The organism is Streptomyces sp. NPDC050211, from assembly GCF_040656035.1.
GTDB lineage: Bacteria > Actinomycetota > Actinomycetes > Streptomycetales > Streptomycetaceae > Streptomyces.
Window position 1 is genome coordinate 406,774 of the sequence record NZ_JBFALC010000002.1, and the last position, 15,437, is coordinate 422,210.

At 69.6% G+C, this 15,437-nt stretch carries 14 protein-coding genes; 4 read left to right on the plus strand and 10 right to left on the minus strand.

Annotated elements, in window-relative coordinates; genetic code table 11:
• Nucleotides 1–228 precede the first annotated feature (228 nt).
• Entirely contained in the window at nucleotides 229–1,632 is a 1,404-nt protein-coding gene (locus tag AB0I98_RS03920; RefSeq protein WP_362934783.1) for an FAD-binding oxidoreductase, read from the plus strand.
• 135 nt (nucleotides 1,633–1,767) lie between these two features.
• On the opposite strand, the gene AB0I98_RS03925 is transcribed toward AB0I98_RS03920, so the two are convergent.
• The 5 genes from AB0I98_RS03925 to AB0I98_RS03945 all read right to left on the minus strand — a co-directional run bounded on the left by AB0I98_RS03925 (nucleotide 1,768) and on the right by AB0I98_RS03945 (nucleotide 7,423).
• Entirely contained in the window at nucleotides 1,768–3,471 is a 1,704-nt protein-coding gene (locus tag AB0I98_RS03925) for a bifunctional uroporphyrinogen-III C-methyltransferase/uroporphyrinogen-III synthase (RefSeq protein WP_362934786.1), read from the minus strand.
• Complete coding sequence (hemC, locus tag AB0I98_RS03930) at nucleotides 3,468–4,430, minus strand: hydroxymethylbilane synthase (RefSeq protein WP_362934789.1); 963 nt, start codon at nucleotides 4,428–4,430, stop codon at nucleotides 3,468–3,470. Before hemC ends, AB0I98_RS03925 begins: the two co-directional genes overlap by 4 nt.
• Nucleotides 4,427–6,133, minus strand: coding sequence for a glutamyl-tRNA reductase (locus tag AB0I98_RS03935; protein ID WP_362934792.1), 1,707 nt, complete (start codon nucleotides 6,131–6,133; stop codon nucleotides 4,427–4,429). Before AB0I98_RS03935 ends, hemC begins: the two co-directional genes overlap by 4 nt.
• Nucleotides 6,130–6,894, minus strand: coding sequence for a redox-sensing transcriptional repressor Rex (locus AB0I98_RS03940; RefSeq protein WP_362934795.1), 765 nt, complete (start codon nucleotides 6,892–6,894; stop codon nucleotides 6,130–6,132). The genes AB0I98_RS03935 and AB0I98_RS03940 overlap by 4 nt, the downstream gene beginning before the upstream one ends.
• 256 nt (nucleotides 6,895–7,150) lie before the next feature.
• Nucleotides 7,151–7,423 (minus strand): glutaredoxin family protein, encoded by a 273-nt coding sequence (locus AB0I98_RS03945; RefSeq protein ID WP_362934797.1) that lies wholly within the window; start codon nucleotides 7,421–7,423, stop codon nucleotides 7,151–7,153.
• A gap of 113 nt (nucleotides 7,424–7,536) precedes the next feature.
• Between AB0I98_RS03945 and AB0I98_RS03950 the strand changes: the two genes are divergently transcribed.
• The 3 genes from AB0I98_RS03950 (at nucleotide 7,537) to AB0I98_RS03960 (ending at nucleotide 11,086) form a co-directional block, all read left to right on the plus strand.
• A complete protein-coding gene (locus AB0I98_RS03950) occupies nucleotides 7,537–8,472 on the plus strand; it encodes an HAD-IB family hydrolase (RefSeq protein WP_362934799.1) in 936 nt (311 codons plus the stop codon).
• 370 nt (nucleotides 8,473–8,842) lie between these two features.
• Complete coding sequence (locus AB0I98_RS03955) at nucleotides 8,843–9,616, plus strand: ECF subfamily RNA polymerase sigma factor, BldN family (RefSeq protein WP_362934801.1); 774 nt, start codon at nucleotides 8,843–8,845, stop codon at nucleotides 9,614–9,616.
• Between the two features lie 237 nt (nucleotides 9,617–9,853).
• Nucleotides 9,854–11,086, plus strand: a complete 1,233-nt coding sequence (locus AB0I98_RS03960) for a DUF5667 domain-containing protein (RefSeq protein ID WP_362934804.1) — start codon at nucleotides 9,854–9,856, stop codon at nucleotides 11,084–11,086.
• 74 nt (nucleotides 11,087–11,160) lie between these two features.
• On the opposite strand, the gene AB0I98_RS03965 is transcribed toward AB0I98_RS03960, so the two are convergent.
• The 5 genes from AB0I98_RS03965 to AB0I98_RS03985 form a co-directional block, all read right to left on the minus strand.
• Nucleotides 11,161–12,216 (minus strand): lysophospholipid acyltransferase family protein, encoded by a 1,056-nt coding sequence (locus AB0I98_RS03965; RefSeq protein ID WP_362934807.1) that lies wholly within the window; start codon nucleotides 12,214–12,216, stop codon nucleotides 11,161–11,163.
• Nucleotides 12,217–12,230: 14 nt separating this feature from the next.
• Nucleotides 12,231–13,292 carry an NAD-dependent epimerase/dehydratase family protein gene (locus tag AB0I98_RS03970; RefSeq protein WP_362934810.1) on the minus strand — a complete coding sequence of 354 codons (1,062 nt, stop codon included), beginning with the start codon at nucleotides 13,290–13,292 and terminating at the stop codon, nucleotides 12,231–12,233.
• Nucleotides 13,293–13,599: 307 nt separating this feature from the next.
• A complete protein-coding gene (locus AB0I98_RS03975; RefSeq protein ID WP_003948845.1) occupies nucleotides 13,600–13,698 on the minus strand; it encodes an AURKAIP1/COX24 domain-containing protein in 99 nt (32 codons plus the stop codon).
• Nucleotides 13,699–13,853: 155 nt separating this feature from the next.
• On the minus strand, nucleotides 13,854–14,063 hold the full coding sequence (locus AB0I98_RS03980) for a helix-turn-helix domain-containing protein (protein WP_016437488.1): 210 nt from the start codon (nucleotides 14,061–14,063) through the stop codon (nucleotides 13,854–13,856).
• 133 nt (nucleotides 14,064–14,196) lie between these two features.
• Nucleotides 14,197–15,012 (minus strand): phosphatase, encoded by an 816-nt coding sequence (locus AB0I98_RS03985; protein ID WP_362934813.1) that lies wholly within the window; start codon nucleotides 15,010–15,012, stop codon nucleotides 14,197–14,199.
• Between the last annotated feature and the right edge of the window lie 425 nt (nucleotides 15,013–15,437).

Consider the following 15,437-nt stretch of genomic DNA (forward strand, 5'->3'; position numbering starts at 1 on the left):
CCCCGCCCCTGCAGCCCCTGCTCCGCGGCCCGCCGCCCGCCCCCCCCCACCGCGGCCCCGACCCCACCCCACACCGAAGGCGCTACGCGCACCCCCACCCACCCGCACCCCCGCCGGGAGGCATCGCACCGAAGCCCCCGCATGCGCCCCACGACCCCCGGGTCCAAGCTGAGATAGCAAGCCCCCCGAGCCCCCGGGCCCCCTGAGTACCCCGACGGGGAGGACCCCATGACGACCGCCCACCACCCCCACGACACCCCCGACCTGTTCGCCCTCTCCGACGTCCTCGGCCCGGTCCTACGCCCCACGGACGACGGCTACGCCGACGAAGTCACCGGCTTCAACCTGGCCGCCCGCCACATCCCGGACGTGGTCGTCGGTGCCACCACCCCCGGCGACATAGTGGCCGCGATGCGCTGGGCCGCGGCCACCGACACCCCCGTAGCCGTCCAGGGCACCGGCCACGGCGCCAACTTCCCGATCGACAACGGCCTCTTGATCAACACGTCCCGCATGACGGACGTACAGATCAACCCGACCCAACGCACCGCAACGATCGCCGCAGGCGCGAAATGGCGCCACGTCCTGGACGCCGCTGCCCCCTACGGCCTGGCCGCCCTCACCGGCTCCTCCACAGATGCCGGCGTGATCGGCTACACCCTCGGCGGCGGCCTCCCGATCCTCGGCCGCGCCTACGGATACGCCTCCGACCTGGTCCGCTCATTCCACGTAGTCACCCCCGACGGCACCCTCCGCGAAACAGACGCGACCCACGAACCGGAACTGTTCTGGGCCCTGCGCGGCGGCAAGGGCAACGTGGGCGTGGTCACCTCACTGGTGACCGAGCTGATCCCCCTGACCCGTATCCTCGGCGGCGGCATCTACTGCGCCGGCGACCACGCGGAACCCCTCCTCCGAGCCTGGGCCGACTGGACCACCACCGTCCCCACCCAGATGTGCTCGGCGTTCACCCTTCTCCGCCTCCCCCCGCTCCCGGCGATCCCCGAACCCCTGCGCGGCCGCTTCTGGGCCCGCGTAGCGATCGCCTGGACCGGCGACCCGGCCGACGGCCAACGCCTCCTCGACCCCATCCGGTCCGCCGCCCCCGTCGTGTTCGACACGGTCGACGAAATGGACTACACCGACGTGGACTCGATCTACGCGGAACCCCAGGACCCCCTCCCCGCAAGGGAGTCGTGCGCCCTGCTCGCGGAGCTCACCCCGGAAGCCGTCGACACCCTGCTGGCACACGCGGGCCCGGCCGCACCCCCCGACTACCCCCTGCTGATAGTCGAACTCCGCCACATGGGAGGCGCATTGGCCCGCCCGAGCGCCACAGAGGACGCGATCTGCGCCCGCGACGCAAGCCACCTACTGGAAACAGTCGCCGTGGTCCCGAGCCCAGAAGCAGCCGAGGCAGTAGAAACAGCCACGGCCGCCCTCAACACCGCCATGTCCCCCTACGGCACCGGCCGCTCCATGGTCAACATCCACGGCCGCCCCGGCAACGAATCCGACCGAGCCCGAGCCTGGACCCCCGAGGTCTACAACCGCCTACGCCAGGACAAGGCCACCTACGACCCCAAAAACCTCCTGCGCTACGGCCACACGGTGACCCCAACGCCTGCATAGCTCAAGCCGCGGGCTACCGTCCCGCCCAGCTGCGGGCATTCGTGCCGCCTAGGGCGGCACGGGTGGGCGCAGGCGGCACCCCGCAAGCGCCGGGCCGCGCGACCCACCCGTCCTCAGCCACCACGCCGGGAACAGCTACGTCGTACGACGCCTCCGCGCCCCCGGCCGCCGCTCACTAGGCCGAGTCACCGCATCCCCCGCCTCCAACGCCGCAGCCCGCCGCCGCATCCCAAAGTCCGCCAACGCCTCAGCCAACTTGTGCACAGACGGCTCCGGAGCCATCACATCCACCCGAAGCCCATGCTCCTCAGCGGTCTTGGCCGTAGCGGGCCCAATACAAGCGATCACCGTCACGTTGTGCGGCTTCCCGGCAATACCGACCAGATTCCGCACCGTAGAGGAAGACGTGAACAGCACCGCATCGAACCCGCCCCCCTTGATCGCCTCCCGAGTCTCCGCAGGCGGCGGCGACGCCCGCACGGTCCGATAAGCCGTAACGTCGTCAACCTCCCACCCAAGCTCAATGAGACCCGCAACCAACGTCTCGGTAGCGATGTCAGCGCGCGGCAGGAACACCCGGTCAATCGGATCGAACACCGGGTCATAAGGCGGCCAGTCCTCCAACAACCCCGCCGCCGACTGCTCCCCACTCGGCACCAGATCCGGCTTCACACCAAACGCAACCAACGCCTTCGCGGTCTGCTCCCCCACCGCGGCGACCTTGATCCCCGCAAAGGCCCGCGCATCGAGCCCGTACTCCTCGAACTTCTCCCGCACAGCCTTGACCGCATTCACGGACGTAAAAGCGATCCACTCGTACCGCCCGGTCACCAGCCCCTTGACCGCCCGCTCCATCTGCTGAGGCGTCCGCGGCGGCTCGACGGCGATCGTCGGCACCTCGTGCGGCACGGCCCCGTACGACCGCAGTTGGTCGGAGAGCGACGCCGCCTGCTCCTTCGTACGCGGAACGAGCACCTTCCAGCCGAACAACGGCTTGGACTCGAACCACGACAGCTGCTCACGCTGAGCCGCGGCGGAACGCTCCCCGACCACGGCTATCACGGGCCGCGCGCCATCCGGCGAGGGCAGCACCTTCGCCTGCTTCAGCGTCTGCGCGATGGTCCCCAGCGTGGCGGTCCAGGTCCGCTGCCGAGTGGTCGTACCGGCGACCGTGACCGTCATCGGCGTATCAGGCTTGCGCCCGGCCGAAACCAGCTCACCGGCAGCAGCAGCCACCGAATCCAGCGTCGTCGACACGACGACCGTGCCGTCCGACGCACCGACCTCGGTCCAGCACCGCTCCGACGCGGTCCGCGCATCCACGAACCGCACATCGGCGCCCTGGGCGTCCCGCAGCGGAACACCGGCGTACGCGGGCACCCCGACGGCGGTCGCGACACCCGGGACGACCTCGAACGGAACACCCGCGGCGGCGCAGGCGAGCATTTCCTCGGCGGCGTACGTATCTAGTCCCGGGTCCCCCGAGACCGCACGCACGACCCGCCTGCCGCCCCGCGCGGCCTCCATGACAAGATGTGCGGCATCCCGCACGGCGGGGGCGCCAGCGGTTGTTGACTGACCGTCAACAACCGTTAGTTGAGGCGTGCCTGTGCCCGGATGCGGGTCCGACGAAGGACCCGGTTCCGTGTTCACGATGGCGACGCCCGATCTGGCATGAGCGCGTACGACGTCGAGCACCTCGTGCTCGGCGACGAGAACGTCCGCGTTCGCCAGCGCCTCGACGGCGCGCAGAGTCAGTAGTCCCGGATCTCCGGGTCCGGCACCCAGGAAGGTGACGTGCCCGTGTTCCGGACCGGCGGGAAGGGTGGTGGGGCTCAATGTGCTCGCTCCCCCATCAGACCGGCCGCGCCCTGGGCAAGCATCTCAGCCGCGAGTTCACGGCCGAGCGCCATTGCTTGGTCGTACGTCTCGGGCACGGGACCGGTGGTGGACAACTGCACCATCCGCGAGCCGTCGGTCGTGCCGACGACGCCGCGCAGGCGCATTTCCTTGACAATCTGCCCGTCGGCCAAAAGGTCGGCCAGCGCGCCCACAGGTGCGCTGCAACCGGCCTCCAGGGCGGCGAGCAGTGACCGCTCGGCGGTCACGGCGACCCGCGTGAACGGGTCGTCGAGCTCCGCGAGCGCAGCGATCAGGTCCGCGTTGTCCGCGGCACATTCGATCGCGAGTGCTCCCTGGCCGGGAGCGGGCAAAACTGTGTCGACCGACAGGAAGTCGGTCACTTCATCGATACGGCCGATCCGGCTGAGCCCGGCCGCGGCCAGCACCACCGCATCCAGCTCACCATCGCGCACATACCCGACGCGTGTATCCACGTTCCCGCGAATCGCAACCGTCTCGATATCCAGCCCATGGGTCCGGGCGTACGCGTTCAGCTGGGCCATCCGCCGCGGCGAACCCGTACCGATGCGCGCCCCGCGCGGCAGGTCGGTGAACTTCAGCGCGTCCCGGGCGACGATCACGTCCCGCGGGTCCTCGCGCTCGGGGACGGCGGCCAGCGCCAGCTCGTCCGGCTGCCCGGTCGGCAGGTCCTTCAGCGAATGAACCGCGAAGTCGACCTCCCCCTTGAGCAGGGCCTCCCGCAGCGCCGTCACGAAGACCCCCGTGCCGCCGATCTGCGCGAGCTGCTCACGGGAGACATCGCCGTACGTGGTGATCTCTACGAGCTCGACGGGCCGTCCGGTCACCTGGCTCACGGCCTCTGCCACTTGCCCGGACTGGGCCATGGCGAGTCTGCTTCGCCTGGTCCCCAGTCTCAGTGCCTTGTCCTCACTCATGCCGAGCCTCGGTCTTTCTTGCTGGTGCTGTCCTCGGCGCGCGAGACGGAGGCCACCGTCTCCTGGTCGAGGTCGAACAGGGTCCGCAGGGCGTCCGCGTACCCGGCGCCGCCGGGTTCGGCCGCGAGCTGCTTGACCCGGACAGTCGGCGCGTGCAGCAGTTTGTCGACGACGCGCCGCACGGTCTGTGTGATCTCCGCCCGGTGCTTGTCGTCGAGGCCGGGCAGCCGGCCCTCCAGACGCGCGATCTCGGTGGCCACGACATCGGCGGCCATCGTCCGCAGCGCGACCACGGTCGGCGTGATGTGCGCCGCTCGCAGCGCCGCCCCGAACGCCGTCACTTCGTCGGAGACGATACGGCGGACCTGGTCCACGTCGGCCGCCATCGGAGCGTCCGCGGAGGCCTCCGCCAGCGACTCGATGTCGACCAGCCGTACCCCGGCGAGCCGGTGCACGGCCGCGTCTATGTCGCGCGGCATCGCCAGGTCCAGCAGGAACAGCACCGGCTCGGGCCGCGGCACGACCGCCACCGGCTCGGGCCTGCGCCGCTCGGGGATCCGCCCGGCGGTGGCCGCGGTCGCGGCGAGCGCGGTGATCAGCTCGGCGTCGGCCTCGGCACGGCGGGCGGCTTCCCGGTGGTCGACGGTGCCGTTGTCCACCCAGGTGGCGTGCTGCTCCAGCGTGGCCGCGTCCATCCCGGCCACAGCGGCCTCGCCCATGAGCGAGAACCCGGGCTGCACGGCGGCAAGATCAAGCGGACAGTTCTCGTCGCCGCCCGCCAAGCTGCGGGCAGCCGTGCCGCTCGGGGCGGCACGGGTGGGCGCAGGCGGCGCCCCGTCAGCGCCGGGCTGCGCAACGACCCCACGGCCCTCCATCGCCGCAGCGATCGTCTCCGCCGCCAGCACCAGCCCCGTAGCCCCCGTGCAGGACACCGCGACATCGGCACGTGTCAGCTCGGCCGGCACCGATTCCATCGGTACCGCGCGGGCCACCACGTCCGTGTCGTCGCCCTCGGTGAGGATCTCAGCGAGCCGCTCGGCACGGTCGTACGTACGGTTGGCGATCACGATCTCGGCGACTCCGGCACGCGCGAGCGTCGCCGCGGCCAGCGAGGACATCGAGCCCGCGCCGATCACCAGGGCCTTCTTGCCGCGGGCCCAGCCGTCGACCGGCTTGCCGACGGCCAGCTGCTCCAGGCCGAAACTGACCAGCGACTGGCCCGCACGGTCGATGCCGGTCTCGGAGTGGGCGCGCTTGCCGACCCTGAGCGCCTGCTGGAACAGGTCGTTGAGCAGGCGGCCGGCGGTGTGCAGCTCCTGGGCCGTCGCGAGGGAGTCCTTGATCTGGCCGAGGATCTGGCCCTCGCCCACGACCATCGAGTCCAGCCCGCAGGCCACCGAGAAGAAGTGGTGGACGGCCCGGTCCTCGTAGTGCACGTACAGGTAAGGCGTGAGTTCCTCGAGGCCGACCCCGCTGTGCTGGGCGAGCAGCGTGGACAGCTCGGCGACGCCCGCGTGGAACTTGTCCACGTCCGCGTACAGCTCGATGCGGTTGCAGGTGGCCAGGACGGCGGCCTCGGTGGCCGGCTCGGCGGCGACGGTGTCCTGCAGCAGCTTGATCTGGGCGTCCGCGGACAGCGCGGCCCGCTCCAGGACGCTGACCGGAGCGCTGCGGTGACTCAGCCCGACGACGAGGAGACTCATGCCGGCATCACGGCGGGTACGTCCCCGTCGGGTCCCTTGTCGGCGGACTGGCCGCGCACGGCGGCGACCGGTCCGGCGCTCTCGGCCGCCGCGGCCTCCTCGCCTGCCTTGCGCTGCTCGTGGAAGGCGAGGATCTGCAGCTCGATGGAGAGGTCGACCTTGCGTACGTCGACGCCGTCCGGGACGGACAGCACGGTCGGCGCGAAGTTCAGGATGGAGGTGATACCGGCGGCGACGAGCCGGTCGCAGACCTGCTGGGCGACGCCCGGCGGGGTGGTGATGACCCCGATCGAGACGCCGTTGTCGGAGATGATCCGCTCTATGTCGTCGCTGTGCTGGACGGTGATCCCGGCGATCTGCTTTCCGGCCATCTCCGGATCGGCGTCGATCAGCGCGGCGACCCGGAAGCCACGGGAGGCGAACCCGCCGTAGTTGGCGAGGGCGGCGCCGAGGTTACCGATACCGACGATGACAACCGGCCAGTCCTGGGTCAGGCCGAGTTCGCGGGAGATCTGGTAGACGAGATACTCGACGTCGTAGCCGACACCACGGGTGCCGTACGAGCCCAGATACGAGAAGTCCTTGCGAAGCTTGGCGGAGTTGACTCCCGCCGCGGCCGCCAGCTCCTCGGAGGAGACCGTGGGGACCGAGCGCTCCGACAGTGCGGTCAGCGCGCGGAGGTACAGCGGAAGCCGGGCGACGGTGGCCTCGGGAATCCCTCGGCTACGGGTCGCCGGTCGGTGAGTTCGGCCAGTTGCCACGGTGCTCCTGCGGGTAGAGCGGGGCTGCAGGCGGTCACACGTCCCTGGACCGCCCCGTCGAAAGCAGGCTATGTCTTTGTGAACGCGTGCACAAAGATGGTGTCCGATTTGCCCGGCCAACGTGACCGGGGTCACGCGCCGCTGCTTCCGGGCCGCCACGGGGGTCAAAACCGAACACTCTCCTCAACGATCCCCACCCCCGAGACCAGGTCGCCGTCGATCCTAAGCCAGTTTCCGGCCGACTTGGACTGGTCGGTCAGTGCTTGGCCAGAGCCTTGCGGAGCCGCTCCTCGTTCACCCGCCAGAACGTGTGCTGCTCCCCGTCGACCAGGACGACCGGAATCTGCTCCCAGTACTGGTCATGGAGTTGGGGATCCTGGCTGATGTCCTTCTCCTCCCATGGAACCCCCACCTCCGCACAGACCTTCTCGACCACCAGCTGTGCGTCATCACACAGATGGCAGCCGGGTTTGCGAATGAGAGTGACGAGCCGGGCACGGGCGGCGGTCCGCCGGAAGATAGGACTCATACGGCCATTCTCGCGCCGCGACGACCACGGTTTAACTGTGCGGTCGCGGAGAGTTCACAGCCACCAAACCTCCCGACTCCGGAACCACCGAACAGACTGGCTATGCTCACGCCATGGCCGCTCTTGGATGGCTCACTCCCCGTAGGCGCTCCGCCACCGCCCGGAGCGTGTTGGCAGGCGAGGCGTCGGCAGAAGCCGCACGCAAGTCCACGCAGGAGCAGGAACCGCCGCCGTCCGCCGAGCAGGACCAGGGAGAACCGGAGTTCCCCGTCCTCGGCGACGACAAGGCCGCCGCGTTCTTCGACCTCGACAACACCGTGATGCAGGGCGCCGCGCTCTTCCACTTCGGGCGCGGGCTCTACAAGCGGAAGTTCTTCGAGACCCGCGATCTCGCGAAGTTCGCCTGGCAGCAGGCCTGGTTCCGGCTGGCCGGGGTCGAGGACCCCGAACACATGCAGGACGCCCGCGACTCCGCCCTGTCCATCGTCAAGGGCCACCGGGTGGCCGAGCTGATGACGATCGGCGAGGAGATCTACGACGAGTACCTGGCCGACCGCATCTGGCCCGGCACCCGCGCACTCGCCCAAGCACACCTGGACGCAGGCCAGAAGGTGTGGCTGGTGACCGCGGCCCCGGTCGAGATCGCCACGGTGATCGCCCGCCGCCTGGGCTTCACGGGCGCACTGGGCACGGTCTCCGAGTCGGTCGACGGGGTCTACACGGGCAAGCTGGTCGGCGAGCCCCTGCACGGCCCGGCAAAGGCGGAGGCAGTGCGCGCCCTGGCCGCGGCGGAAGGCCTCGACCTCACCCGCTGCGCCGCCTACAGCGACTCCCACAACGACATCCCGATGCTCTCCCTCGTCGGCCACCCCTACGCCATCAACCCCGACACCAAGCTCCGCAAACACGCCCGCGACCTCGACTGGCGCCTCCGCGACTACCGCACCGGCCGCAAGGCCGCAAAGGTAGGCATCCCAGCAGCAGCCGGCGTAGGCGCGGTAGCAGGCGGCACAGCAGCAGCAATCGCCCTGAGCCGCCGCAGGCGGTAGCTCCAGCTGCGGGCATGCGTGCCGCCTGGGGCGGCACGGGTGGGCGCAGGCGGCACGCCGGAACGCCGGGCAATCCAGTGGTCGTACCCCCACACCGCCCCATCCAGTCCCGTTGGCTGCACACGGCCACAACACGCCCCGCTCCTGACCGGAACCCGACCACACACGATCAACAACCGGTCACTGTGCGGCACTTGATCGACCGTCAATCGGTTACAGAAGCGACGGAATCGATGATTTGAGCAACTGGGCGTAGCAATGCCTGCACGAAGCGTTATTCTCCTCAGACGCAATCCGGTACCCCTCCGTCGCTACGACGGGTGAACGGTCCCGCACTGCACGTGATGGAAGCTCTGCCTCTGGGAGTCCCGTGTACCCACACGTCGGGGTTGACGCCTCGGGCCTGGCTACGCTGCGCGCAACGGTCCTGGACCTGTTGCGCGGCTTCGTCCCCACCGCGTACGCCGTCCCCGCCCTCGCCGTAGCCACAGCGCCGGTCGGCCCGTGCTACGCGCTTGCCGACGGCACTGCCGCCGTCGGCAGACGAGGGCGTTCGGCCGGTGCCACCACCGCTCGCCGCCCGGCCGCGGACAGCGACAGCGCCCGCATGATGGACCTCGTCGAGCGCGCACAGGCCGGCGAGGCCGATGCCTTCGGGCGCCTCTACGACCAGTACAGCGACACTGTCTATCGGTACATCTACTACCGGGTGGGAGGTAAGGCGACCGCCGAGGACCTTACGAGCGAGACCTTTCTGCGGGCACTCAGAAGAATCGGCACCTTCACCTGGCAGGGACGGGACTTCGGCGCATGGCTCGTGACCATCGCCCGCAACCTCGTCGCCGATCACTTCAAGTCCAGCCGGTTCCGGCTGGAGGTGACCACCGGGGAGATGCTCGACGCCAATGAGGTCGAGCGCTCGCCCGAGGATTCGGTGCTCGAATCCCTCTCCAACGCCGCACTGCTCGATGCCGTGCGCCGACTCAATCCCCAGCAGCAGGAGTGCGTCACGCTCCGCTTCCTGCAGGGCCTCTCCGTCGCCGAGACCGCCCGCGTCATGGGCAAGAACGAGGGCGCGATCAAGACCCTCCAGTACCGTGCCGTCCGCACTCTCGCCCGGCTCCTCCCGGACGACGCCCGCTGACCGCCCGTACACGATCTGCCATCTCCAACTCACCTACAGTGACGTTCCGTTGACTCCACCGTCGGATCATCCATCGTCCGTAACCCAAGTGCCGCGCCGCTCGTTGTGCGGGATGCAGGCTCCCTGTGGTCACTCCCTGACCGTATTCGATCACTCGATCGTGTGGATTCGGTCAGGGCGTGCAACCCTCAGGACCCCCTGGGGAGTCGACCGTCATGACGAGAGGAGGTGCCGCCAGTGATCGCGAACGTATCGGCGCACCGGCGGGCGAACGCCTTCGCCCAGGCCCTGGAGGAGTCCGACCGGGGCCCGGCGGCCGAGCAGTCAGAGGCACCACCGGCAGAGGCTGCTGCGGAACAGACCGAACAGGGGCGCCTGTTGGCCCTCACGACCGGTCTCGGCGAGCTGCCCAAGCCGGAAATGGACCCCGAGGTCAAGGTCGTCCAGCGAGCCCAGCTGGTGGCCGCCATGGAGGCCATGCTCCAAGAAGGTTCCCTGGGTGGAGCGACCGCGCCCGCGATGCCGGGGCAGCGCTCCCATCGGGGGCGCGGCGCCCATCGGGCGAGCCCGCTGGGCAAGTTGCGGCCACGCACCCGGCTGGCCAAGGGGCTCACCGCCGGCGGGCTCAGCGTCGGAGTCGCCGCCGGGGCCTTCGGCGGCGTCGCCGCCGCGAGTTCCGAGGCACTTCCCGGCGACTCGCTGTACGGGCTCAAGCGCGGCATAGAGGATTTCAAGCTCAACTACCTGGCCGACGGGGACGACGAGCGCGGCCGTTCCTACCTCGACCAGGCCTCGACCAGGCTCAGCGAGGCCCGGCGCCTGATGGAGCGCGACCGCAGCGGACAGCTCGACCACGAGTCGGTCGGCGCGATCCGCCGTGCCCTGTCCGGTATGACGCACGACGCCTCGGAGGGCCACCGCCTGCTGAGCGCGGCCTACGAGCGCGACCCGGCGTCCCTGGGCCCCATCCAGGCCCTCTCCACCTTCTCGAGTTCGCACCGCGATGCCTGGGGCGCGCTGCGCGAGCGGCTTCCCGTGCAACTGGGGGACGTCAGCGAGCAGGTGTCGTCGGTCTTCGACGCCATAGACGAAGAGGTCGCCCCGCTGCAGTCCCTGCTTCCGCAGCCTCCCACCCACGGGGGCGGCGGCGACGGTGAGCGGCAGGGCTCCGGATCGACGTCCACCGGTTCCTCCGGCGCCGATCGGTCCGCGCCGCCGAGCGCGGGCAGCGGCACCTCGGACCGTGGCGGCTCCGGCGACACCAAGCCCAGCAAGCCGTCCGACTCCGACACCGAGAGCGACGGTCTGCTCGGCGGCAGCACCGGCGGCCTGCTCGACCCGCCGAAGAACACGGGCACCGCCACCCCGTCCGGCAGCAGCACCCCGAGCACCGAGCCGGACGTCACGCTTCCGCCACTGCTCCCGGGCCTGCTGCCCGGTCTCGGCATCGAGGGCGAGGACGTCGAGTAGGGGTTACGGCAGTAGTACGACGCTGGGGGCGCCCCCAGCGTCGTACAAACGTTTCCTCAGTCAGAAGCAGACCGTCAGAAGAAGACCGAGCGGCGCTGCACCAGCAGCTTGTAGAGGGTGTGCTGGATCTGTTCCCTGACCTGGTCGGTCAGGTTGAACATCAGCATGGGGTCCTCCGCCGCCTCCGGGGGATAGCCGTCCGTGAGGATCGGCTCGCCGAACTGGATCGTCCACTTCGTCGGCAGCGGGACCGCGCCCAGCGGGCCGAGCCACGGGAAGGTCGGCGTCAGCGGGAAGTACGGGAAGCCGAGGACCCGGGCCAGGGTCTTGGCGTTACCGATCATCGGGTAGATCTCCTCGGCCCCGACGATCGAGCACGGGATGATCGGGGTGCCCTGGCGCAGTGCCGTGGAGACGAAGCCGCCGCGGCCGAAGCGCTGGAGCTTGTAGCGCTCGCTGAAGGGCTTGCCGATGCCCTTGAAGCCCTCCGGCATCACCCCGACCAGTTCGCCCTGGGCCAGCAGCCGTTCGGCGTCCTCGGCGCAGGCCAGGGTGTGGCCGAGCTTGCGGGCCAGTTCGTTGATCACCGGCAGCACGAAGACCAGATCGGCCGCGAGGAGGCGCAGGTGACGGCCGGCCGGGTGATGGTCGTGCACGGCGACCTGCATCATCAGGCCGTCCAGCGGGATCGTGCCGGAGTGGTTGGCGACGATCAGGGCGCCGCCGTCCGTGGGGATGTTCTCGATGCCCTTCACCTCGACCCGGAAGTACTTCTCGTACACCGGGCGCAGCAGGGACATCAGGACATGGTCGGTGAGTTCCTCGTCGTAGCCGAAGTCGTCGACCTCGTAGTCCCCCGTCAGGCGGCGGCGCAGGAAGGCCAGGCCGCCCGCGATGCGCCGCTCCAGGCCGCCGTCGTCCTTGGGCCGCTGCGGCGGCTGTTCCTCACGCGTCACAGGGACATCATCCTGCGCGGGCGCCCGCCCGGGCAGGGGCTGGACCTCACGGACCAGTGCGGGTTCACCGCTCTTGCGCCGGCTCCCCGAACTGGTCCGGCGCCGCGGCGTCCGCTGTACGGCGCTCCCACGGGACCGGTCGTCGTCGAACGGAATGACCTTGGCGTCCGCCATCGTTGATGCGCTCCTCAGTTGGCGCTCTGCGTCGGGGGGTGGCCGCTGCCCAGCAAGGGCAGCGCGGCGATCCGGTCGACAGCCCCCGCGAGGGCCTCCGGGGGCAGGAGTCCGGGACCGTGACTGCGCGCGAACTCCGCGAAGGTCTCGGCGGTCGTGTACTTCGGCTTGAATCCGAGCGTCTCACGCATCTGGTCCGTAGCCACGACCCGGCCGTGGGTCAGCAACCGGATCTGCTCGGGCGAGAAGTCCGTCATCCCCAGCGTACGCACTGCCGAGCCCGCCCAGGTGACGGCGGGCAGCAGCAGCGGCAGGGTGGGCCGGCCGAGCCGCCTGGAGCACTGGGAGAGCAGCAGGACGCCATCGCCGGCGATGTTGAAGGTGCCGCTGTTGAGGGTGCCGCGCTCCGGCTCGTGCGAGGCGATCCGCAGGACGTCGATCACGTCGTCCTCGTGCACGAACTGCAGCCGGGGGTCGTAGCCGAACACGGTCGGCAGGATCGGCAGCGAGAAGTACGAGGCGAGCGGGGTGTCGGCGGTGGGGCCGAGGATGTTGGCGAACCGCAGCACACACACGGCGACGTCCGGCCGACGGCGCGCGAAGCCCCGTACATACCCCTCGACCTCGACGGTGTCCTTCGCGAAGCCGCCGCTGGGCAGGGACTTCGGCGGGGTCGTCTCGGTGAAGACGGCGGGATCGCGCGGCGCGGACCCGTACACATTCGTACTGGATTTCACGACGAGCCGCTTGACGCTGGGCGACTTCTGACAGGCACCCAGCAGCTGCATCGTCCCGATGACGTTGGTCTCCTTGACCGTCGCCCGGCTGCCGCTGCCGAGCGCGGTGGCCGTCACATCCATGTGGACGACCGTGTCGGCGGCCGTCTCGGCGAGCACGCGCGCGATGGTCGGCTGCCGGATGTCGGCCTGGATGAAGTCGGCGCCGCCCAGATGATGCGCGGGCGGGACCGCGTCCACGGCGACCACCCGGTCCACCTGTGGGTCACGCTGGATCCGTCGTACGAACCGGCCCCCCAGCTGACGGGCCACTCCGGTCACGAGCACGACCTTCCCCAAGATCAGCGCCTTCCTTCCAGGAATCGTCCTGCCCCGACACACCGCTGCTCGTTACCCTGCCGTGTTCCCCGTGTGTCGCCAACTTAGCGGCTCGATGTTGCGCTGTGATGACCACCCAATGCACGAAGTGACGGCATCCACAGACGTACGAACAGACCAAGCCATGTGAAACACAGGCGTACGCACAGAACGCCTGGTCCCGGTGGAGACACACGTGGCCCCCCACCGGGTGCGGTGGGGGGCCACGGACACGCTCTCGCGACGTCTTCTGCGCCGTCCGTAGTCCTCGTCCTCGCGGACGGGCGGACTACTTCTTGTTACGACGCTGAACGCGCGTGCGCTTGAGCAGCTTGCGGTGCTTCTTCTTAGCCATCCGCTTGCGCCGCTTCTTGATAACAGAGCCCACGACTACCCTCGCTCACTTCTCATCACTCGGCGTTTGGGCGCCATGGGCCCATACGACCTACGAGGGGCTAGCCTACCCGTCCGAGCGCTGAGGTCGTAATCGAGGGGGCCGGGCAGATCCCATGGTGCCCTGAGGATCTCCCCGGACCACCGTCGTCAGGCGGTTTCCACCCCCACGTAGCTCTCGCGGAGGTACTCGTGAACCGCGTTCTCGGGGACGCGGAAGGACCGCCCCACCCGGATCGCAGGCAGATGACCACTGTGCACCAGTCGGTACACGGTCATCTTCGACACTCGCATCACCGAGGCGACTTCCGCCACGGTAAGGAACTGAACCTCGCTCAGAGGCCTCTGCTCAGCAGCCATGACACACCTGAACCTTCCGCACTCGACCGACGGCCACCGGCTTCCCCTTCCGGTGACTCTTCGTCGCTGCGTGCTCACTCCCCAATGTAGGGGCGGGTGATGCGAGTGGGGAAGAGGTGCACCCATCGGCGGCCTACTGTGACAGACACGCTCGATTGAGTACGTAGCGGGTAAGCGGCAGGTAGTAATCAGACCGCACAGCGTCATCAAGTGGAACGACGACGGACACGGACCCCTCGGCCTCCCCCACGAAGAGCGCGGGGTCATCGGTATCCGCAAGACCAATGGCCTCAAACCCCAGCTGACCTGCTCCGCAGACCCACCCGTGATCCCCGATCACCAACTCGGGCAACGGCCCGCCGGCCTCGGCCGCCGCCGCCAGCACGGTACGAACCGGGAGCGGCGAGTGCGTGTGTGCGCCGGTCTCACAACCGGAGCGGGAGGCGTCCGGTTCTCGCATCAGCGCGACTCCTCGTACGTAGTCAAGGTTGTACGTGCGTAGACCGAACCGGGTCGTTATGTCGACACAGCGACCCTGCGCCGGTGTGAGTACGGCACATCCCGCCGCCGACAAAGCGTCCGCCAGGGCGGCGTAGAACCCGAGCAGACGGTGCGGATGCCCGGTACCGAACAGCACAGGCGCGCCACGCTCCGCGACGGCCCCGACCCGATCGGCGAAGGCATCAAGCGCGTCCAAAGTCAGCCCCGGATCGATCACATCAGCCCCAGCCACACACCCCAAATCAGCCGAAACCCCACACTTCTCCGCCATCAACCCAACCAACTCCCGCTCCCCCCAAGCCCACTCAGGATCAATCCCGATCAAAACCCGGGGATCCCGAGCCGCAAACAGCCGATAACTCCGCAGACTCTCCTCCCGAGAAGTAGCCACCACCCCAGCCAACCGAGCAGCCAACAGATGCGCACGCAGTGCACCGGTACTCAACACGGGTGCGATGGTGACGGACGGGGGTGAGGGGCGTCAGGGGAACGAGGGAAGACCGCACAGTTGGCGTAGCGGCGGCCTACAGGCACCATTTCAGCCCGCATGCCGCTCGAGCTCCCCCACCCACAGCGGCTCGATCTCTCGACACCGGCCGGCATCATTCAGCCCGTCCGGCGTTTGAGGACGAGGCCGCAGGCCGACGGGGCCCAGGGGCGCAGCCCCGGTGGGGTGCAGGGGCGCAGCCCCGGTGGGGTGCAGGGGGCGCAGCCCCGCAGGGGTCCAGGGGGCGCAGCCCCGGTGGGGTGCAGGGGGCGCAGCCCCGCAGGGGTCCAGGGGGCGCAGCCCCGCAGGGGTCCAGGGGGCGCAGCCCCGCAGGGGTCCAGGGGGCGCAGCCCCGGTGGGGTGCAGGGGCGAAGCCCCGCAGGGGG